The following is a 19,887-nucleotide window of genomic DNA, read 5'->3' on the forward strand; positions in this document are numbered from 1 at the left end:
GAACAATGAAGATTAGTCCCGTGCCAGCCCCTGAAGTTTCCCTGGCCATGGGTGGATAACGCTGCAAGTCTGCGCGAAGACACAGCGACCGCGAAAAATAAAAAAGTTCCCTTTGCCCGAAAAAGAAATAAAATTGCCGCCGATAGTGCTTTGCGCAAGGGATGCGGCCAGCGAAGCATAGTTGAGACACGCCATTTGCGAGGTGAAGCAATGGGCACAGTACTACCGGCACGACCAGCACAAACCCTGTACGTCACCATTCGTCGTGACGAATTGCGTCAACTCAAAGACGAACGCGATCAACTGCAACGGGAGCTCGCACAATTGCGCCTGCAGTTGCAAAGCCAGGGTCAACCGGCGCCGCTACACCTCTCCTCCGCGAGCTGAGCCTCGCCCCTGAACGCAGGCCCGACCTGCGTTCAGCCCCGCTGTAGGTCCCGGGCCAAGCCGCCTTCCCTCGCCATACCGCCATAGCCCCCCGTTGCAGACCACAAAATAGCGACGTTCAGCTGACAAAGTTTTCACACTTGCCTGTCGATACTCCCGGCCATTGTGGCCGTCTTGTTACAAGACGGCGCTCATTCGCGACGCCCTTGGCGCGCAATGAATCTGGATCCCTGGGGAGCGCTCAATGGCATTGTTCAAACGCAGTAGTGCATCTGCGAAAGGTTTTGACTGGATGGGGCTGCTCTGGCTGTTCCTGTTCTTCTGGTATTTCTCCGGCATCACCCAACTGCTGATCCAGCTGACCGACACCTCCGGCTTCACCGGTTTCCGCCAGGCATTCTTCATGAGCGCCATCTGGCTGGCACCGATGCTGCTGTTCCCGGCGCGCACCAAAGTCATGGCCGCCGTGATCGGCGTGGTGCTCTGGGCCTGTTCCATGGCCAGCCTGGGCTACTTCTTCGTCTACCAGCAGGAGTTCTCGCAAAGCGTCATCTTCATCATGTTCGAGTCCAACCCCTCGGAAGCCGGTGAATACCTGACCCAGTACTTTGCCTGGTGGATGCTCCTGGCGTTCCTCGCCCATAGCGCATTCGCCTTCTTCCTCTGGACCCGCCTGCGCCCGGTCTACCTGCCTCGGGGCCAGGCCCTGGTGGCGGCGACCGCAATCCTGGTGGCCATCGTCGGCTACCCGCTGGTCAAGCAGATCTCCCGCGCCGATACCCTGGCCGCCGGCCTGGAGAAATTCGAAACCCGCATCGAGCCCGCCGTGCCCTGGCAGATGGTGATTGCCTATCGCCGCTACCGCGAGCAACTGGACGGCATGCAGGGCATGCTCGCCAGCGCCAGCAAGATCGCCCCCCTGACCAACCTCAAGGACAGCATGGCCAACCAGCCAGCGACCCTGGTACTGGTCATCGGCGAATCCACCAACCGCCAGCGCATGAGCCTGTACGGCTACCCGCGCCAGACCACCCCGGAGCTGGACAAGCTCAAGGACCAGCTGGCGATCTTCAACAACGTCATCACCCCGCGCCCCTACACCATCGAGGCGCTGCAGCAGGTACTGACCTTCGCCGACGAAGAAAACCCCGACCTGTACCTCAAGAGCCCGTCCCTGGTCAGCGTGATGAAGCAGGCCGGCTACAAGACCTACTGGATCACCAACCAGCAGACCATGACCAAGCGCAACACCATGCTCACCACCTTCTCCGAACAGGCGGACGAGCAGGTGTACCTGAACAACAACCGCAACCAGAACGCCCGCCAGTACGACGGCGACGTGCTCGAACCGTTCTCCAAGGCCCTGGCCGACAGCGCACCGCGCAAGTTCATCGTGGTCCACCTGCTGGGCACCCACATGAGCTACCAGTACCGCTACCCGCCCAGCTTCGACAAGTTCAATGATCGCCAGGGCGTACCGGCCGGCGTGCGCGACGACCAGTTGCCCACCTACAACAGCTACGACAACGCCGTGCTGTACAACGACTTCGTGGTCTCGAACCTGATCAAGAACTACGCCAAGACCGACCCCAACGGTTTCCTGCTGTACCTCTCGGACCACGGCGAGGACGTCTTCGACTCCGCCGGCCATGACACCCTGGGGCGCAACGAAGCCCGGCCGACGGCGCCGATGTACACCATTCCGTTCATGGCCTGGGCCTCGCCGAAATGGCGGGAAACCCATGACTGGAGCTTTGCCTCGGACCTCAGCCGCCCCTACATGAGTTCCCAGCTGATTCACACCTGGGCGGACCTGGCGGGCCTGAGTTTCGATGAGCTGGACCACAGCCGCAGCCTGGTGAGCGACAGCTTCAAGCCACGCCCGCTGCTGATCGGCGACCCCTACTCGCGCCAGAGCAAGCCCTTGATCGACTTCAGCCTGATGAAACCCAAGGCCCCGGTCGAAGCCACGGTGGTACAGAAGTAAGCCCCCCCGCCACGCCCGCAGGATCCGGCTTGCCGGCAAACAGCCCCGAGAACCCTGGCCGGTTCCCGGGGCTTTTTTTTGCACCAGGCCGCGTCCGCAGGCGGCGCCTTCAAGGAGGTGCCCTTGCCGGCCAGCGCGGCCAAGCGCCGGCAAAGACACATGATGTCGAAATTGTAATCAGCACTTCAGGCTGACGTTAACCCTCGCTTAATACACTTCGGTGAAACTTTCGCCCATCACTTCTTGTGCAGGGACGTAACAAGTACCGAACATTCTTAAGCAGGAAAAACAGCATGAAACTTTCAACCTTGGTATTAAGCGGCCTGATTCTGGTAGGTTCCAGCGCGGCCTTTGCCGAAGGTGGCTCGGAAAATATGCAGCGCTTCTATGACAACTTCCGCGTTAGCCAGCAGCAACTTCATGGCGACAAGACCGAAAACACCGCAAAAGCCGAAAAGCAGAAATCCGAGCCCAACTATTCCGCCTCGGATGCCAAGCAACAACAGCCTGGTGCCTGACCCCCAGTTCCAGCGATACCCCTTCCCGGCAATCTGCTCCTTTGCCAGAAGTGGATGTTTGGCGCCCTTGCGGGCGCCTTTTTCATAGGGGCTGCCCTCCTTCTCTTGCACCCGCATGACAGGCAGATGACAACCCGGTCATCTGCCGCCCGCAGTGCCCCGGCTCAATTAGTATCGCCGCACCATGCCACTCGCCACTGATCGGACAGCCTGGTTAATCAGTTGAATTAGCTGGGTTATTTTATTGACCCTATAGCTACTACAGACTTTAACCTGCGCTCGCTCGACAGCCCCGACAGCTTTGAAGAGGATATTGCAATGCGCATTCTGGTGATTGAGGACGAACCCAAGACGGCCGACTACCTGCATCAGGGCCTGAGTGAAAGTGGCTATGTGGTGGACCGGGCGAACAATGGCGTGGACGGCCTGCACCTGATTCAACAACAGCCCTATGAATTGGTAATCCTGGATATCAACCTGCCCGGCAAAGATGGTTGGCAAGTTCTTGAACAACTGCAGGGAAACTATCCCGCACGGGTCATGATGTTGACTGCCCGCGGGCGCCTGGAAGACAAGGTCAAGGGCCTGGATATGGGCGCCGATGATTATCTGGTCAAACCGTTTCAATTTCCCGAGTTGCTGGCCCGGGTTCGTACCCTGATGCGTCGTAGTGAAGTCATTGTCCAACCGGAAGTTCTGCAAGTTGCCGACCTGCAACTTGACCCGCGCCGTCATCGGGCTTATCGCGGCAGTCGGCGTATCGACCTGACGACCAAGGAGTTCACCCTGCTGCATGTATTGATGCGCCACAGCGGAGAAGTACTGACCCGCACCCAGATCATTTCCCTGGTCTGGGACATGAACTTCGACTGCGACACCAATGTGGTGGAAGTCTCCATCAGCCGCTTGCGGGGCAAGATCGACGACGCCAGTGACGTCAAGCTGATCCATACCCTGCGCGGTGTCGGTTATGTCCTGGAAGCACGCCCATGACAGCGCGCCCCGCCGCCGCGGCCAGCAGCCTGTCCATGCGCCTGGGGCTGACCGTCGCCCTGATGGGCGCGGCACTGGTGGTGCTGCTGGCAACCCTGGCCTACCTGGCGTTGAACCATGAGCTGGACAACCTGGCGCGCAAGGGCCTGGACAGCAAGCTGGAGCAGATCCGGCACAGCCTCACCAGCGACCTCAAGAGCAGTGACCTGGCGGCCCGCCCCCATTCCCTGCTGGACCTGGTGATGGGCCACGACAACCTGCAATTGAGCATCCTCGGCAGCGATCCGCTGGCCGAACCCCTGCTGATTGTCGGCGGCATGGCCCAGGAGTCCCTGCCCGAGCCCCTGGGCAATATCGGTGGCGATGGCTATGTCGACTGGCGCGACAGCCGCGGCAACCCCTTGCTCAGCGCCCTGCAGCAGATGAGCCTGCGCAACGGCGAGCAGGTCCAGGTGGTACTGACCCTGGACCGCAGCAACGATCAGGCGCTGCTCAGCGCCTACCTGCGCTCCACGGTGATCGCCCTGCCCCTGTTGCTGCTGCTGATCGGTTTCGGCGCCTGGTGGCTGGTGCAACGGGGCCTGCTGCCACTGCAGCAGTTCAGCCGGGTCGCGGCGCGGGTGACCACCCAGGACCTGACCCACCGCCTGAAGCTGCAGGGCCTGCCCCGGGAGCTGGCGGAGCTGGGCCAGGGCATCAATGTCATGCTGCAACGCCTGGACGGCGGCGTGCAGCGCCTGTCGCAGTTCTCCGACGACCTGGCCCACGAGTTGCGCTCGCCCATCAGCAACCTGATGGGCAAGGCCCAGGTGACCCTGTCCCGGGAACGCCCGCCAGAGGAGTACAAGGCGGTGCTGGAGGCCAGTATCGAAGAGCTGGAGCGGGTCACGCGGATCGTCGCCGACATGCTGTTCCTGGCCCAGGTCAGCCAGCCGGCGTCCCAGGCCCGGTTCGCCCGAGTCTCGCTGGGGGAAGAAGCGCGCCGGGTCATCGACCTGTTCGCCCTGAGCGCCGAAGAGAAGCAGCTGCAACTGCAGCCCAGTGGCGATGCCTGGGTGCTGGGGGACCGGCTGATGATCCAGCGGGCCATTTCCAACCTGCTGTCCAACGCCATTCGCCACAGCCCGGCGCGGGGGCAGATCAGCCTGCGGGTGGAGCAGACCATGGAGGCCGTGAGCCTGAGCGTGGGCAACCCCGGCCCGGGCATCGCTGCCAGCCACCTGCCCCATCTGTTCGAGCGCTTCTATCGGGTCGACAGCAGCCGCACCCGGGCCGAAGGCGGCACCGGGCTGGGCCTGGCCATCGTCCGTTCGATCATGAACCTGCACCAGGGGCGCACCGAGGTCAGCAGCATCCCGGAACTCCTGACCGAGTTCCGCCTGGTATTCCCCCGGCTCGACCCGGCGCAGCACGACCTCTAGAGCAGCCAGGCACCGGCACCGGCCCCCAGCAGCACCAGGGCCCAGGGCGGCACCCGGCCGCTGCGCAACAGCAGCAGCGCCAGCAACACCGCCACCAGTTCCGGCGCGCCGGTCACGCTGCTGGTCCACAGGGGTTGGTACAACGCTGCCGCCAGCAGGCCCACCACCGCGGCATTGACCCCGGCCAGGGCCGCCTGGATGCCCTGGCGGTGGCGCAGCCGCTGCCAGAAGGGCACCACGCCGATCACCAGCAACAGCCCTGGCAGAAAGATCGCCAGCAGGCACACCACCGCCCCACTCCAGCCATCGATGGCCGCGCCGAGAAAGGCCGCGACGCTGAACAGCGGGCCGGGCATCGCCTGGGCGCTGGCGTACCCGGCCAGGAACAGCGGGCTGCCGACCCAGCCGGGCTCCACCACCTGCGCCTGCAACAGCGGCAGCACCACATGGCCGCCGCCGAATACCAGAGCGCCGACCCGGTAGAAACCATCGAACAGGCTCAGCAGGCGCCCCGGCCAGAGCAGCACCAGCCCCGGCAACAGCACCAGCAGCAATAGCGCCAGCCCCAGGCAACACGCCCCCAGGCGGCGACTCGACCCAGAGGGAGGGCTCTGGACCTGCACCTGGAACACCGGCCTGATCAGCCAGCGGCCCAGCAGAGCCGCCAGCAGCATCACCAGCAACTGCCCGCCCAGGCCCGGCCAGCGCAGCACCAGCGCCGCGGCCAGCACTGCGATGACGATCTGCAAGGCGCCCCGGCACAGGCTGCGGGCCATGCCCCACAAGGCCTGGGCCACCACCGCCACCGCCACCAGTTGCAAGCCCTTGAGCGCCCCGGCCGGGACCCCGCCCCCAACCCCAGGGCCAGCAGTGCCAGGGCCAGGGCCGAAGGCAAGGTAAAGCCGGCCCAGGCACACAGGGCCCCGGGCAGGCCACGGCGAGACAATCCCAGGGCGATGCCGACCTGACTGCTGGCAGGTCCGGGAAGAAACTGGCACAGCGCGACCAGCTCGGCATAGGCCGCCTCCCCCAGCCAGCGCCGGCGCTGGACGAATTCCTGGCGAAAGTAGCCCAGGTGCGCCAGCGGCCCGCCAAACGAACTCAGGCCCAGGCGCAGAAACACCAGGAAGATCCGCCAGGGTGTTTCTACCGGGACCGGCGCGCAGGGGCTGGGGGCGTGCATTACAAGGCTTTGCTCCAGAACAGCATGCGCCCGTGAGCCGGGTCGAGCATGGCATTGGCGAAACCGCAGGCGCGATAGGCGGCCTGGGCCTGGGCATTGCCCTCCAGCACTTCCAGAGTGACCTTGCAGCAGCCCCGTTGCCGGGCGATGTCCTCGACCTTCTGCAGCAGGCGCTTGCTCAGGCCCTGGCCGCGGTAGCTGTCCAGCACCACCACGTCATGGATATTCACCAGGGGCCGGCAGGCAAAGGTGGAGAAGCCTTCGAAGCAGTTCACCAGGCCCACCGGCTGCCCGCCGGCAAAGGCCAGCACGCTGAACGCCTGGGGCCGCTTGGCCAGCTCCGCCGGCAACTGCTGGAGCCGGTCTGCGTCCAGGGGCTGGCCGCCGCCCATGGGGTCCTCGGCATAGTGGTTGAGCAACACGCCTATGGCTTCGGCATGCACCGGGTTGCTGTAACTGGCTTGCAACACCACGACATCGGCAACGTCCATGTTCATCCTCGATCAACGTATTGAAAGTGAGCGCTCAGGGCTCAGGCAGCCTCGATTGTAGGCTGGGGGATTTGACCAAACGAAGATTTTTAACCCGCGCACTACAGAAAAAATCCTAAGCAGCGGCCGGGATCCACGGCAGCCGGAAAGGTTTCCCTTCAGGCCGCGGGCCCACCGGCAAAACGCTGCAACTGCATTTCCTGCAGGCGGCTGAGGGTGCGGCGGAAAGCGAACTCCAGGTAGCCCTCGGTGTACAGCTGTTCCATGGGCACCCGGGCTTCCAGGTACAGCGGCACCTTGCGGTCGTAGCACTCGTCCACCAGGGCGATGAAACGCCGCACCGCGTCGTCATGTACCGACAGCTGCGGCAACTCACGATCCCCGGCCACCACCCGCTCGGCACCATCCTCGGTGCCCCGGGCAATGCGTGCGGGGCGCTGGCAAGCGCTGAGGTTGGGCACATCGCTCAGGAGAATGGCCTGGAAGCGGTCGCACAGGGCCATGAAGTCCATGGCGGAAAACGGCTGTTCGCACAGTTCGACGAAGCTGCACCAGACCACCGTCCCGCACGCCTTGACCACCTGCAACGGGCGATAGCCGAGCAACAGCGGCTCGCTGCTCGCCGGCTGCCCGGCACTCAAGCGCTCGAACACCGGCCCCAGGGCGCTCGGCTGCCCCTCGGCGCCAAGCCAGTAGCGTTGCTCGGCGGCGCCCGGGTGCAGGCGGTGATCCTGCTCGCCGTCCACCGCCACCACCTGCATGTGCTGGCGGATGGCGCTGATCGCCGGAACGAAGCGCTCGCGGTTGAAGCCATCGGCATACAGCTGCTCCGGGGGCTGGTTGGAGGTGCAGACCAGCACCACGCCCTGGTCGAACATCACCTGGAACAGGCGCCCGAGGATGATCGCGTCACCGATGTCATTGACGAACAGCTCATCGAAACACAGCACCCGCACCTCTTCGGCCAGCTCCCGGGCCAGGGCCTGCAAGGGGTCGGCAATACCGCTCAGTTGGAACGAACGCTGGTGCACCCAGCCCATGAAATGATGAAAGTGCTGGCGCCGCGCCGGGACCCGCAGGCTCTGGTAGAACTGGTCCATCAGCCAGGTCTTGCCCCGCCCAACCGCCCCCCACAGATAGACCCCGGGCACCGCCGTGCGCCCTTGATGCAGGGCTTCATGGCATTGCTGCAAGGCCTGCACCGCCCGCGCCTGCGCCGCGTCGGCGACAAAGCCCTGCTGCTCCAGGGCGTACTGGTAGGCGCTCATGGGGGAATCGAATGGCATGGGGCTCGGGCCTCCTGGCAAAGAGCCGCAGTATGCCAGCATGAGCCGCTCCAGGCCGACCTGTAGCCGCTGCCGAGCCCGCGAAGCTGGGAAAAGGACCGCAGGGCCTTGCCTGGCGGTCTCCAGCAAAACCTTGGGCATGCTCAGGTTTTTCGCCGCCTGCGCCAGCGGCTACATCAGCGGGAAATATCCAGGCGTTCGATCCGCCCCTGGGCGTCCAGGCGGAAGGTATGGCGCAGGGCCTGGGGGCTGCCGGGGAAGTCACCGCACACCCGGCTGTCGAGCAGCACTTTGCCGGTGCGCTGCTGGACCCCGAGGATTTCCAGGCGGCACGCGCCTTTGCCCATCCAGCGGGCGATCTGCTGGGGCCCCACGCAGTGCTCGCGTTCATCGAAGACCTGGGCGCGGTCGGCGAAGATCGACGCCACCACTGCGCTGTCGCCGCTGTTGATGGCCGTGACATAAGCGGCGATGGCCGGGGCCAGGGAAGGGTCTGTGGCCGACATGACAAAAGCTCCTTGCTGTTGAATGAGCGGGCCATGCTAAAGCCCCCGCGTGTCATTTCCTGTCAGCAGTGAAACGGCCCTGCTCATCGCTGTGCATGCGTTTGCGCCAGGCTCGCAGCCAGTCGCTGCGCCGCCCCGGATACCGCTCGCCCTGTTCCTGGGCGGCGGCAATGCGGTCGGTGCGGAAGGTCCGGTAATCCTCGCGCAACTCACACCAGGCCACGATCACCCGGGCCTCGTTGAGAAAGCCCAGGGCCAGGGGCCAGACCCGGCGCTGGCTAGGATTCTGGTTGACGTCGGCATAGTCGATCAGCAGCTTGGCCTGAAGGCGGATCGCCTGGCGGAACACATTGAGCGACACCGGGTTGTCGGGGAAGCCGTAGCCCGCCGGGCCGGGCAACAGGGTCGGATTGCGCAGTGCGTCCTGGGCCGCGGGGGCCAGCACCGCGGCGATCTTGGCCATGGCATCGGCGGCGGCCTTGCTCAGTTCCTCGTCGCCGCGCTGATCGACGTAGCGCAGGCCCAGCACCACGGCCTCGGTCTCATCGGCATTGAGCATCAACGGCGGCAGGAACAGCCCGCTGCGCAGCACGTAGCCTATCCCGGCCTCACCGTAGATCGGCGCGCCCAGGGCGGTCAGCTCGGCGATATCGCGGTACAGGGTGCGCTCGGAAACCTCCAGCTCCGAGGCCAGGGTCGCGGCGGTCACCGGACGGCTTTTGCCCCGCAGCATCTGCAGCAGGGTGAGTAAACGACTGGCTCGCGACACGCAGGTGCACTCCGGAAAAAACACCGGCGCAGATTACCAGAGCCTCCTGACAGTTTCTGTCAGGAGGATGGGGGTTGGCGGGACATTGCCAGGCATGGTTCTGCCGGGGTCCTGTAGCCGCTGGCGCAGGCGGCGAAGGCACTGCGTCGCAGGGTTCGGCTGGGAGTTGCCAAGCAAGGCCCTGCGGGCCTTTGCGTAGCCTCGCTGGGGCTCGGCAGCGGCTACAGGGGCCGCAAGAGCCCCCCGGGGCATCAGTAGGCCATGGTCCAGGTCAGGGTGTAGGTGCGGCCACGGCCCTGGTAGTCGTAGAGGTAGTCCGGGCCGTAGGTCGGCGAGTAGAACAGCTTGGCGCGCTGGCCCCAGACGGTGCTGTACTGCTTGTCCAGCAGGTTCTGGATGCCGCCGCTGAAGGTGCCGAACTCGGTGTCGTGGCTGCCCAGCAGGTCGAAGGTGGTGTAGCCGTCGATGGTGTTGGGCGCATCCACGCTGTGGGTGGCGTCGATCTGCTTGACCGCGTCGTCCTTGAGGGTGAAGGCGTGGTTGCCCTGCAGGCGCACGCTGCTGCTGTCGTCCTTCCAGCCGACGAAGGCGGTGAGTTTCGACAGCGAGGCATAACGGGCGTCGCGCTTGCTCCAGCCGCCGTTCTTGTTCTCCTCCTCGGAGCGCACGGCATGCAGGGTGCCGCCCAGCTCCCAGCCGTTCTGGAAGTGCCGGGTCAGGGCGCTCTCAAAACCGTAGTCGCGGCTTTTCTGGTCCTTGACGTCGATGGTCAGGGTGGCCTGGTCGGTGGTGATCACCTTGTCGGACCAGATGTAGTACAGCGCCGCCTGGGCATCCCAGTCGCTATCGGAGAAGCGCCAGCCGGTCTCCACCTGGCGGCTCTTGATCCCGGCCAGGGGGTTGTCGTCCACGCTCAGGCCCGGCTTGCCGTAGAACTTGGCCGGGTCCGGCAGATCGAAGCCCTCGCCGTAGTTGACCCACAGCTGGTGGCCGTTCTTGAAGTCGTAGATGGTGCCCAGGTTGTAGAGGTTGACCGCATAGTCGTTGCTGCCGCCGGGTACGTTCTTGAACTGGCCCACGTCCACGTCCATCTGCTGGCGCCGGTAGCCGCCGGATACCGTCAGGTTGTCGGTGGCGTGCCAGTCCAGCTGGGCATAACCGGACAGGCCGTCGACCCGGTAGCTGGGATAGCGCGGCGCCTTGCTCTGGGTCACCAGGTCGAGACCGCCGCTGCCCGAGGAGATGCCCTGGTCGAAGGTGCTCTGCTGGGCATTGAAACGCTCGCGGTCCAGGTCCACGCCGTAGGTCAGCTTGAACGCCTCGAACTCCTTGGCGAACAGCGCCTTGAGGCTGGTGACTTCGAAATTCTGCTGGGACGCGGCGAAGTACACACCCTTGGAGCCTGCGGGGCTGCCGCTGTTGTAGTAGGGGAACGGGAAGAAGTTGTCGTCTTCCTTGCGGTACGAGGCCTGCAGGTAGAAATCCTGGCCCAGCACGTCGCTGTGGTGGTAGTTGGCGTTGAGCAGCAGGCGCTTGGTACGCGGTTCCAGGTCGGTGGAGTAGCCGCCGCGCAGCTCGGCGTCTTCCAGGTTGGACGGCGCCTTGTACTTGAGGTTGGGGAAGTAGATCCCGGTGCTGCCATGGTTGCCGGAGTCGTAGTACTGGGCCAGCAGGTCCAGGCTCTGCTCTTCGTTGAACTGCAGGGCCAGGCTGCCCATCAGGTCCAGGGTACGGTTGTACTGCAGGTCGGTCTGGGTGTTGTCGATGAAGATCTGCTTGCCGGCACCGTCATAGAACGCCTGGTTCTGCTCCCCCGCCACCGCCAGCCGGCCGCTGATGGCTTCGTTGCCGCCGCTCACCGACTGGGCGATGCGGGTCGTCAGGTCATCACTGTTGTTGAAGCCGCTGCTGGCCCCCAGCTGGGTCTCGAAGCGCGCCGGGCCCGGTTCGCCTTTCTTGGTGACGATATTGATGATGCCGCCGGTGGCGCCGCCGCCGTAGATGGCGCTGGCCCCGGACAGCACTTCGACCCGCTCGACGTTGAACGGCGAGATGCTGTCGAACTGTCGGGACAGGCCCCGGGAACTGTTCTGGCTGACCCCGTCGATCATCACCAGCACGTTGCGCCCGCGCATGTTCTGGCCGTAGTTGGTGCGCCCTTCCGGGGCCAGGTCGAGGCCCGGTACCAGCTTGCCGATGGCTTCCTTGAGGCTGACCCCAGTGCTCAATTGCTCGCGCAGCTGGCTCTGCTCCACCACCCACACGGTGCCGGGAATCTCGCTGATGGCGGCGCTGGTGCGTGACGCCACGGTGACCTGGGTCGGCTTGAGGTTGAGGCTGGCGGCCGGCACGCCAGCCCGACGCAGGATCACCGTGTGCCCGTCGCTGAACGACCAGCTCATACCACTGCCGGCCAGCAGGCTTTGCAGGGCCTGGGCCACCGTGACCTCACCGTTGAGGGCGGTGGATTGCAGGCCCTCAACATCGCTGGTGGTGTACAGCAGGCGCAGGTCGGCCTGATCGGCGAAGCGGGTCAGCGCCTGGTCCAGGGGCTGGGCCGGCAGGTTCAACGAGACCCGACGCTCCTGGGCGCTGCCGGCCTGGCTGACCGTGGCGGCCTCCTGGGCCTGGGCCAGGACCGGGCTCAAGGCCCCGGCGAACAGGGCCTGGGCCAGTAATGTGCGGCGCATGATGTGGTGACCGCGCCTCAGTATCGACAGCTTGAACATTGCTTTCACGTGTTCCTTCCCAGCCGGTTGAAATGACGTCAATGAGAATGATTGTCTTCTCAGTCTCACTACGACGATTTCCCCCAGGGGAACTTGCAGTGCCCAGGCAAAAAAAATTCGACTCAGTGCAGGACCGCCAGCCATGGCAGGTAGGTGACGTGCAGCGGGTAGCGCTGCTGCAGGGCCTTGAGCGAGCCTTGCGGATCATGCAGGTCGAACACACCGCTGATGGCCAGGGCCGCCAACTGACCGTCGGAAATCAGGATGCGCCCGTGCTGGTAGCGCTCCAGTTCACCTATCACCTCACCCAGCGGGCGGCCGTTGAAGATCAGCTTGCCGCGCTGCCAGGCGGTCAGGCTGGTGGCGTCCACGGTCTGCTGGGCCAGCAGCGGCTGGCCGGGCTGGTATTGCAGGCGCTGGTCGGCCTGGAGCAGCACTGGTGCGTGGTCACCGCTGAACTGCACCTGCCCTTCGCGCACCACCACCGTCAGTTGGTGGCCGTCGCGGCGCACGCTGAAGGCACTGGCAGCGCTTTGCAGTTGCTGGGCCTGGGCCTGGACCACGAAGGGCCGCTGCGGGTCGGCCAGCGGTTCGAACAGCGCTTCGCCGCTGCGCAGGATCACCCGGCGCTCATCCGCCGAGTAGGCCACCGACAGCGCACTGGCGCTGTTGAGGGTGACCCGCGAGCCGTCCGCCAAGGTGATGCTCTGTTGCTGGCCGACCCCGGTGTGGTAGTCCGAGGTCAAGGTCGGCCACTGCTGCCAGCCCAGGCCAGCCCCCAGCGCCAGCAGCAGCGAAGCGGCCAGCGCCGGCCAGAAGCGCCGTGGCCGGCGCACCATGGCGGGCGGCGCCTGGTGTTGCCGCGCGGTCTCGGTCTGCCCCAGGTCACCCCACAGTTGCTGGGCCTCGGCGGCCGCTGCGGCATGGGCCGGGCTGCGCTGGCGCCATTGCTGGAAGGCCATGCGCTGGGCCGGCGTGGCGTTGCCGGAGTGCAGCAGCACCAGCCAGTCGATGGCGGCGTCTTCGAGGCTTTCGGGGTGGTCGGTCATGGCATCGGCGGCAGGCAAGAAGGAATCATTCATGGTGGACTTTCAGCCAGTCGCGGCAATGGCGCAGGGCCTGGCCGATGTATTTTGCCACCATGCTTTCGGAAACGCCCAGGCGCAATGCGATCTGTGCCTGGGTCAGGCCTTCCAGGCGATTGAGCAGCAAGGCCTGGCGGGCGTTGTCCGAGAGTTGCGCCAGGGCCTCGTCGAGCACCGCCAGGCGCTCCTTGGCCAGCAGCACGGCTTCCGGTGCCGGGGCCGGGTCCACCGCTTCGGTGTGCTCCTGGCCGTCGCTGAGGTTGGCCGCCAGGCGCTGCTCGCGGCGCAGGGTGTCGATGGCCAGGTTGCCGGCCACACGGAAAATGAAACCGCGATCGTTGTGCACCTCCACCGTCTGCGGATCGACCTTGAGCAACTTGAGGTAGGTCTCCTGGGCCACGTCCGCCGCCCGTTGGCGATCGCTCATGCGCCGGGTGAGAAACTTCAGCAGGTCGTCGTAATGCTCTTGAAAGCTGCGCAGCAGGCTGGGGGTCGGCAGCATCGGGGGGCGGTCCGCAGATCGGGGAGGCGGATTATTCCATAAAGGCAAATGAGAAACAGTATCTTTCGTATCCTTTCCAACTTGGCTTTTTCCGCCTGTTTGCCCTTCTGGCTGCGGCGCCTTTCTGGCATCCTGCGCCTCCTTTTTTCTGACCGGGTGCGCACGTCTTGTCCATGACATGGCGTTGCGGCCCAAGTCCCGTCCACTTTCCGACGTGTGCCCCGTAGTTTTCACACGTCACTGGCAGGCCTTTTCCCATGACCGCACCCGACCGCTCCCCTCCCCGCTACAAGTCAGACCTGATCTACGGCCTCAACGACCGTCCGCATTTCAGCGCGGCGATCTTCGCCGCCCTGCAGCATGTGCTGGCCAGTTTCGTCGGCATCATCAGCCCGACCCTGATCTTCGGCGGGGTCCTGGGGCTGGAAAGCGAGCTGCCGTACCTGATCAGCATGGCGCTGTTCGTCTCCGGCCTGGGCACCTTCGTCCAGGCCCGGCGCCTGGGGCCCATCGGTTCCGGCCTGCTGTGCGTGCAAGGCACCAGCTTTTCCTTTATCAGCGTGCTGCTCAGTGCCGGCTTCATGGTCAAGGGCCGGGGCGGCGACACCAACGAAATCCTCTCCACCATCTTCGGCATCTGCTTTGTCGCAGCCTTTATCGAGATGTTCCTCAGCCAGTTCATCGGCAAGTTGCGCAAGCTGATCACCCCGGTGGTGACCGGCACCATCATCACCCTGATGGGCCTGTCGCTGATCAAGGTGGCGGTCACCGACATGGCCGGCGGCTACGGTGCCAGTGACCTGGGCGCGGCGAGCAACCTGGGGCTGGCGGCGCTGGTGCTGCTGACCATCGTGGTGCTCAACCGCTTCAACCACCCGATGCTGCGCCTGGGCTCGATCGTCATCGGCCTGACCCTGGGCTTCGTGGTGGCCTGGATGCTCGGCCGGGTGGACATGGCGGCCATGCCCGAGGTGCCCCTGGTGAGCGTGCCGGTGCCGTTCAAGTACGGCTTCTCCTTCGACCTGATCGCCTTCATCCCCCTGGCGGTGATCTTCCTGATTTCCCCCCTGGAAGCAGCCGGCGACCTGACCGCCAACTCGATGATTTCCCAGCAGCCGGTCAAGGGCCCGCTGTACATCAAGCGCATCAAGTCCGGGCTGCTGGCGGACGGTTTCAACTCGGCGGTGGCTGCGGTGTTCAACAGCCTGCCGATGGTCACCTTTGCCCAGAACAACGGGGTCATCCAACTGACCGGCGTGGCCAGCCGCTACGTGGCCTACTTCATTGCCGGGCTGCTGGTGCTGCTGGGCCTGTTCCCGGTGATCGGCGCGGTGCTGCAACTGATGCCCAAGCCGGTGCTGGGCGGCGCCACCCTGATCATGTTCGGTACCGTGGCCGTGGCCGGGATCAAGATCCTCGCCGAGGCCGGGCTGCACCGGCGCAACGTGCTGATCGTGGCCATCTCCCTGGGCATGGGCCTGGGCGTGGCGGCGGTGCCGGAAGTGCTGCGCGAGCTGCCCAAGGCGCTGCACAACATCTTCGAGTCGCCGATTACCGTGGGCGCCTTCTGCGCGATCTTCCTGAACATCTTCCTGCCGGAGGAATTCCTTGAGCTGGAAGAAGACGAGTTCGATCCGGAAGCGGCGACCCTCAAGGTCATGCAAGACCCGGACATGAGCGGCAAAGCGAACTCCTGAGGCTCGCAGGCGTCTATGCTGCGAGCGCTGGTGATGGGCCCTCGGCCGTGGAAGGCTGGCCGGGGGTTTGCCAGGCAAGGCCCTGCGGGCCTTGTCGTAGCCTCGCAGACTCGGCAGCGGCTACAAGGTGCTGGCCAGCCATTCATTTCCATTGCCGACAGGTATTCCATGCGTAGATTGATCGCCTTGACCCTGGTACTGCTCAGCCTGAGCGCTTGTGCGCTGTTGCCCAATCGCGATCCACTGGCGATCAATGTGGTGGGCATCGAGCCACTGCCGAGCCAGGATCTGGAAATGCGTTTCGCGGTGAAACTGCGTCTGCAGAACCCCAACGAAAGCCCCATCGACTACAACGGCGTGGCCCTGGACCTGGAAGTCAACGGCCGCCCCCTGGCCTCCGGGGTCAGCGACCAGCAGGGGCATATCGGCCGCTACTCGGAAGACATCCTGGTGATCCCGGTCAGCGTCTCGGCCTTCTCGGTGCTGCGCCAGACCCTGGGCCTGAGCCAGACCCAAAGCCTGGACAACCTGCCCTACGTGCTGCGCGGCAAGCTTGCCGGCGGGCTGTTCGGCACCCAGCGCTTCATCGATCGCGGGCAGCTCAGCCTGAGCAACCCCGGCGCCTGGTAACTAGAACACCGACCAGCCGATACGCTGGCTGAGCAGTTCCAGGGCCGCCATGCCCACCAGCGAGTTGCCGGCGCTGTTGAGCTCCGGCGACCAGACGCAGACCGTGAACTGCCCCGGCACCACCGCCACAATTCCCCCGCCCACCCCACTCTTGCCCGGCAGGCCGACCCGATAGGCGAAGTTGCCGGCCTCGTCGTACAGGCCGCTGGTGGCCATGATCGAGTTGACCTGCTGGGTCTGGCGCCGGGTGAGAATCTGCTCCCCGCTGTGCTTGCAGAAGCCGTCGTTGGCCAGGAAACAGAAGGCCCGGGCCAGATCCACGCAGCTCATGCGCAAGGCGCAGTGGCTGAAGTAACTGCGCAGCACCGCCTCCACATCATTGTGAAAGTTGCCGAAGGACTGCATCAGGTAGGCCATGGCCGCGTTGCGGGCGCGGTGCTGGTACTCCGACTCGGCCACCCGACCGTCCACCATCACCTGCAGGTTGCCCGACAGGCGCCGGACAAAGTCGCGCATGGACAAGGCCGGCGCGGCAAAGCGCGACTGGTTGATGTCGCAGATCACCAGGGCCCCGGCATTGATGAAGGGGTTGCGCGGCCGGCCACGCTCGAATTCCAGTTGCACCAGGGAATTGAACGGCTGCCCCGAGGGCTCGTGGCCCAGGCGCTCCCAGATCGCCTCGCCGGAATGACCGATGGCCTGCACCAGGCTGAAGACCTTGGAAATGCTCTGCACCGAGAACGGCGTATCGGCGTCACCGGCGCTGAACACCTGGCCGTCGTTGCCATACACGGCAATGCCCAACTGATTGGCCGGCACATCCGCCAGGGCCGGAATGTAATTGGCCACCTGGCCTTGGCCGATCAGGGGGCGGACTTCATCGAGAATCTGGTTCAACAGGTCTTGCATGTTCTGGCTCATTACCGATACGACTGCGGGGCTATGGCAGCTAGACGCACGCCAGGGCCGGCGCAGCACAGTCCACCGGCAAATGCCCCACCACCCCAGCCCCTGCAGAAGCTGGCTTGCCAGCGAAGGCAGTGCAAGGGTTTCTGAAGATGTCACCCAAGCCGTGGCGAATTCTCCAGCAGGGTCCGGGTGTAGATGTGCTCGGGCCGGTCCAGCACGGCGTCCACTGCGCCCTGCTCCACCACCCGTCCCTGCTTGAGCACCAGCACCCGGTCGGCAATGGCCCGTACCACGCCCAGGTCATGGGTGACGAACAGCAGGGTCAGGCCTTCGTCTTGCAACTGACGCAGGAGCGCGAGGATCGAGGCCTGTACCGAGACGTCCAGGGCCGAGGTGACTTCATCGCAGATCAGCAGTTTGGGTTCGCACACCAGGGCCCGGGCAATCGCCACCCGCTGTCGTTCGCCCCCGGACAGGCTGTGGGGATAGTGGTCCGCCAGGGCCGGCGACAGCGACACCCGTTGCAGCACCGCATGGACCCGCGCCCTGGCCTCGGCCCCCCGGATGCCGAAAAAGTGCTCCAGGGGTGCGCTCAGGGTCTGGTACAGGGTGTGCCGCGGGTTCAGCGCCCGATAGGGGTTCTGGAAAATGTACTGGATCTGGTGCCGCAGCCCTTTGCTCCGCTGCCGGGCCGACAGGCTCAGAGGCTGGCCGGCATACCGCACCCGGCCTTCGGCGTGCTCGCCAAGCCCGGCCAGGGCCCGGGCCAGGCTGGTCTTGCCGGAGCCGGACTCGCCCACCAGCGCCAGGCACTCCCCCGCCACCACTTGCAGGCTGACGTCGAACAGCACCTGGCGGTCATAGGCCAGGTTCAGGCCCTGCACCTCCAGCAGCGGCCGTCGTTCGCTGCCGGACACAGCCGCTTGCACCGCCACCACGGGCGCCGGCATGGGCAACGCCTGCCGATAAGGGTCGATACAGGCCACCTGGACATCAGCTGCAAGCCCTTGCAGCAACGGCTCGCCCGCTGTGCATTGGGCACCCTGGCGCGGGCACCGGGGCGCGAAGGCACACCCCGCCGGCCGCTGCCCCGGCGCCGGGGCCTGCCCAGGTATCGCCAGCAGGGGCCGGCGCTGGCCGACATCGGGAATCGCCGCCAGCAGGCCCCGGGTATAGGGGTGGGCCGGCTGGCGAAACAGCGCCTCGCGGGAGGCGCTTTCGACGATCCGCCCGGCGTACATCACCAGCACCCGGTCCACCAGGTCCTTGATCACGGCCAGGTCGTGGGACACATAGATCGCCGCCACACCCAGGCTTTTGCACAGGTGGCGCAAGGTGCCGAGGATGTGCGCCTGGGTGGTCACATCCAGGGCCGTGGTGGGCTCATCGAGCACGATCAGCCGGGGCCGCAGGACAAAGGCCAGGGCCAGCATCACCCGCTGCTGCTGGCCGCCGGACAGCTGATGGGGAAAGCGCCGCAGGAACTCGCGATCCGCCGGCAAGCCCACATCCTTGAGGGTGTCGCGGATCCGCTGCTGCCGCCCGTGGCGGTCCAGGTGCGATGGATGCACCGCCAGGGTTTCCTCCAGCAGGTCGGCAATGCGCAGCGCCGGGTTCAGGGCGGTGGCCGGGTCCTGGGCCACATAGCCGATCAGGCCGCCCCGGGCCCGGCGCAGGTCCTGCGCCGAGAGGTCCAGCAACGACTGCCCGGCCACCTCGACCCGCCCTTCGACAATCCGCGCGCCCCGCCGGGCATGGGCCAGCAGGGCCGTGGCCAGGGTGGTCTTGCCCGAGCCCGACTCCCCCACCAGGCCAAGAATTTCCCCCGCGGCCAGGCTGAAGCCGACTCCGGACAACACCTCCACGCCACCCGCCAGCTCCACCCGCAACCCCTCAACCTGCAGCACCCGGGCCTCTCGGGTCACTTCCACCACGGCGTTCATGGGCCTTTCTCCCCGATCCGCGCCTGACTGCGGCCGATGCCCTCGGCGAGGATGTTGGTGCCGTAGGCGAACACCCCGATCAGCAGCGCCGGGGCCAGCACCGCCCAGGGCTGGACCAGCAGCCCGGCCTGGTTCTCGTTGATCATCAGCCCCCAGTCGGCGGCCGGCGGCGCCACCCCATAGCCGAGGAAGCTCAGCCCCGACAGCATGCCCACGCCCCAGGTCAGCATGTTGCCGAAGTGCACCAGCAGCGGCGTGAGGATGTTCGGCAGGATTTCCCCAGAGAGGATCCGCCAGCGCGAATAGCCCATCATCTGCGCCGCCTCGACGAACTCCTGCCCCGCCACCGCCACCGCGCTGCCCCGGGCCAGGCGCACCACCCCGGGGGTGAAGGCGATGGCCACGGTGAGCACGATCAACCAGGGCGCGCGCCCCAGCATCGAAACGATCAGCAGCACCAGGATCAGGTCGGGAAAGGCCAGGGAAACATCCGCCAGCCAACTGATCAACGTGTCCAGCCGGCGCCGCGAAAGGCCGGCCAGCAACCCCAGGGCGCCGCCCACCAGCAGGGCGATGGAGGCCGCCGCCAGGGACATCCACAACACCGACAGGCCCCCGCTGAGCAACCGCGAAAGCACGTCGTGGCCAAGAAAGTCATGGCCGAGCCAGGCGCCGGCAGCGGGCGCGCCGTATACCGGGCCCAGCATGTCGGTGCTGCCATGGGGCGCCAGCCAGGGCCCGAACAGCGCCAGCAGGACCACCAGCAAGGTGATGAATGCGCCCTTGCGGGTTTGCGGTTCGCCCAGCCACAGGCGCCAGCGGGAAATGCGTAAGTCGTTCATGGATAGGTT

The 19,887-nt window shown here is 65.5% G+C and carries 16 protein-coding genes and 2 pseudogenes; 7 read left to right on the forward strand and 11 right to left on the reverse strand.

Annotated features, from left to right (window positions below; genetic code table 11):
• The first annotated feature begins 210 nt into the window (after positions 1-210).
• The 5 genes from KI242_RS16500 (at position 211) to KI242_RS16520 (ending at position 5,306) form a co-directional block, all read left to right on the forward strand.
• On the forward strand, positions 211-387 hold the full coding sequence (locus tag KI242_RS16500; protein ID WP_015635709.1) for a DUF6026 family protein: 177 nt from the start codon (positions 211-213) through the stop codon (positions 385-387).
• 244 nt (positions 388-631) lie between these two features.
• The gene (locus KI242_RS16505) at positions 632-2,374 is read left to right on the forward strand and encodes a phosphoethanolamine transferase CptA (protein WP_011061432.1); all 1,743 of its coding nucleotides are present in this window, start codon (positions 632-634) and stop codon (positions 2,372-2,374) included.
• Between the two features lie 293 nt (positions 2,375-2,667).
• Entirely contained in the window at positions 2,668-2,892 is a 225-nt protein-coding gene (locus KI242_RS16510) for a hypothetical protein (protein ID WP_015635710.1), read from the forward strand.
• A gap of 318 nt (positions 2,893-3,210) precedes the next feature.
• Positions 3,211-3,885 (forward strand): heavy metal response regulator transcription factor, encoded by a 675-nt coding sequence (locus KI242_RS16515; protein ID WP_011061434.1) that lies wholly within the window; start codon positions 3,211-3,213, stop codon positions 3,883-3,885.
• The gene (locus tag KI242_RS16520) at positions 3,882-5,306 is read left to right on the forward strand and encodes a heavy metal sensor histidine kinase (protein ID WP_053158682.1); all 1,425 of its coding nucleotides are present in this window, start codon (positions 3,882-3,884) and stop codon (positions 5,304-5,306) included. The genes KI242_RS16515 and KI242_RS16520 overlap by 4 nt, the downstream gene beginning before the upstream one ends.
• Here KI242_RS16520 and chrA read toward each other — a convergent pair.
• The 8 genes and pseudogenes from chrA to KI242_RS16560 all read right to left on the reverse strand — a co-directional run.
• Positions 5,303-6,489, reverse strand: a pseudogene (gene chrA / locus KI242_RS16525) (chromate efflux transporter). The gene KI242_RS16520 and the pseudogene chrA sit on opposite strands and share 4 nt — an antisense overlap.
• A complete protein-coding gene (locus KI242_RS16530; RefSeq protein ID WP_011061437.1) occupies positions 6,489-6,980 on the reverse strand; it encodes a GNAT family N-acetyltransferase in 492 nt (163 codons plus the stop codon). Before KI242_RS16530 ends, chrA begins: the two are co-directional and overlap by 1 nt.
• Before the next feature lie 158 nt (positions 6,981-7,138).
• On the reverse strand, positions 7,139-8,266 hold the full coding sequence (gene zapE / locus KI242_RS16535) for a cell division protein ZapE (RefSeq protein WP_212805346.1): 1,128 nt from the start codon (positions 8,264-8,266) through the stop codon (positions 7,139-7,141).
• Between the two features lie 176 nt (positions 8,267-8,442).
• Positions 8,443-8,772 (reverse strand): ketosteroid isomerase, encoded by a 330-nt coding sequence (locus tag KI242_RS16540; protein WP_011061439.1) that lies wholly within the window; start codon positions 8,770-8,772, stop codon positions 8,443-8,445.
• A 52-nt stretch (positions 8,773-8,824) separates the two neighbouring features.
• Positions 8,825-9,541 carry a YafY family protein gene (locus KI242_RS16545; protein WP_015635716.1) on the reverse strand — a complete coding sequence of 239 codons (717 nt, stop codon included), beginning with the start codon at positions 9,539-9,541 and terminating at the stop codon, positions 8,825-8,827.
• Positions 9,542-9,792: 251 nt separating this feature from the next.
• Complete coding sequence (locus tag KI242_RS16550) at positions 9,793-12,270, reverse strand: TonB-dependent receptor (protein WP_212806384.1); 2,478 nt, start codon at positions 12,268-12,270, stop codon at positions 9,793-9,795.
• Positions 12,271-12,392: 122 nt separating this feature from the next.
• Positions 12,393-13,352, reverse strand: coding sequence for a FecR domain-containing protein (locus tag KI242_RS16555; RefSeq protein WP_212805347.1), 960 nt, complete (start codon positions 13,350-13,352; stop codon positions 12,393-12,395).
• A gap of 7 nt (positions 13,353-13,359) precedes the next feature.
• Positions 13,360-13,857 (reverse strand): annotated as a pseudogene (locus KI242_RS16560) (RNA polymerase sigma factor); the annotation flags it as partial.
• A 257-nt stretch (positions 13,858-14,114) separates the two neighbouring features.
• Here KI242_RS16560 and KI242_RS16565 point away from each other — a divergent pair.
• Both KI242_RS16565 and KI242_RS16570 read left to right on the forward strand, forming a co-directional pair.
• Positions 14,115-15,554, forward strand: coding sequence for a nucleobase:cation symporter-2 family protein (locus KI242_RS16565; protein ID WP_011061444.1), 1,440 nt, complete (start codon positions 14,115-14,117; stop codon positions 15,552-15,554).
• Positions 15,555-15,722: 168 nt separating this feature from the next.
• Positions 15,723-16,184: an LEA type 2 family protein gene (locus tag KI242_RS16570; RefSeq protein ID WP_011061445.1), complete on the forward strand. Its 462-nt coding sequence runs from the start codon at positions 15,723-15,725 to the stop codon at positions 16,182-16,184.
• On the opposite strand, the gene glsB is transcribed toward KI242_RS16570, so the two are convergent.
• The 3 genes from glsB to KI242_RS16585 all read right to left on the reverse strand — a co-directional run bounded on the left by glsB (position 16,185) and on the right by KI242_RS16585 (position 19,878).
• A complete protein-coding gene (glsB, locus tag KI242_RS16575) occupies positions 16,185-17,093 on the reverse strand; it encodes a glutaminase B (protein WP_011061446.1) in 909 nt (302 codons plus the stop codon). It abuts the gene before it with no gap.
• Positions 17,094-17,245: 152 nt separating this feature from the next.
• Entirely contained in the window at positions 17,246-19,036 is a 1,791-nt protein-coding gene (locus KI242_RS16580; RefSeq protein ID WP_212805348.1) for an ABC transporter ATP-binding protein, read from the reverse strand.
• Positions 19,033-19,878 (reverse strand): ABC transporter permease, encoded by an 846-nt coding sequence (locus tag KI242_RS16585; RefSeq protein ID WP_169891568.1) that lies wholly within the window; start codon positions 19,876-19,878, stop codon positions 19,033-19,035. The genes KI242_RS16580 and KI242_RS16585 overlap by 4 nt, the downstream gene beginning before the upstream one ends.
• Positions 19,879-19,887: the final 9 nt, after the last annotated feature.

Origin of the sequence: Pseudomonas sp. Eqa60 (genome assembly GCF_018326405.1) — a bacterium.
In the GTDB taxonomy this organism is placed as follows: Bacteria; Pseudomonadota; Gammaproteobacteria; order Pseudomonadales; family Pseudomonadaceae; genus Aquipseudomonas; species Aquipseudomonas protegens.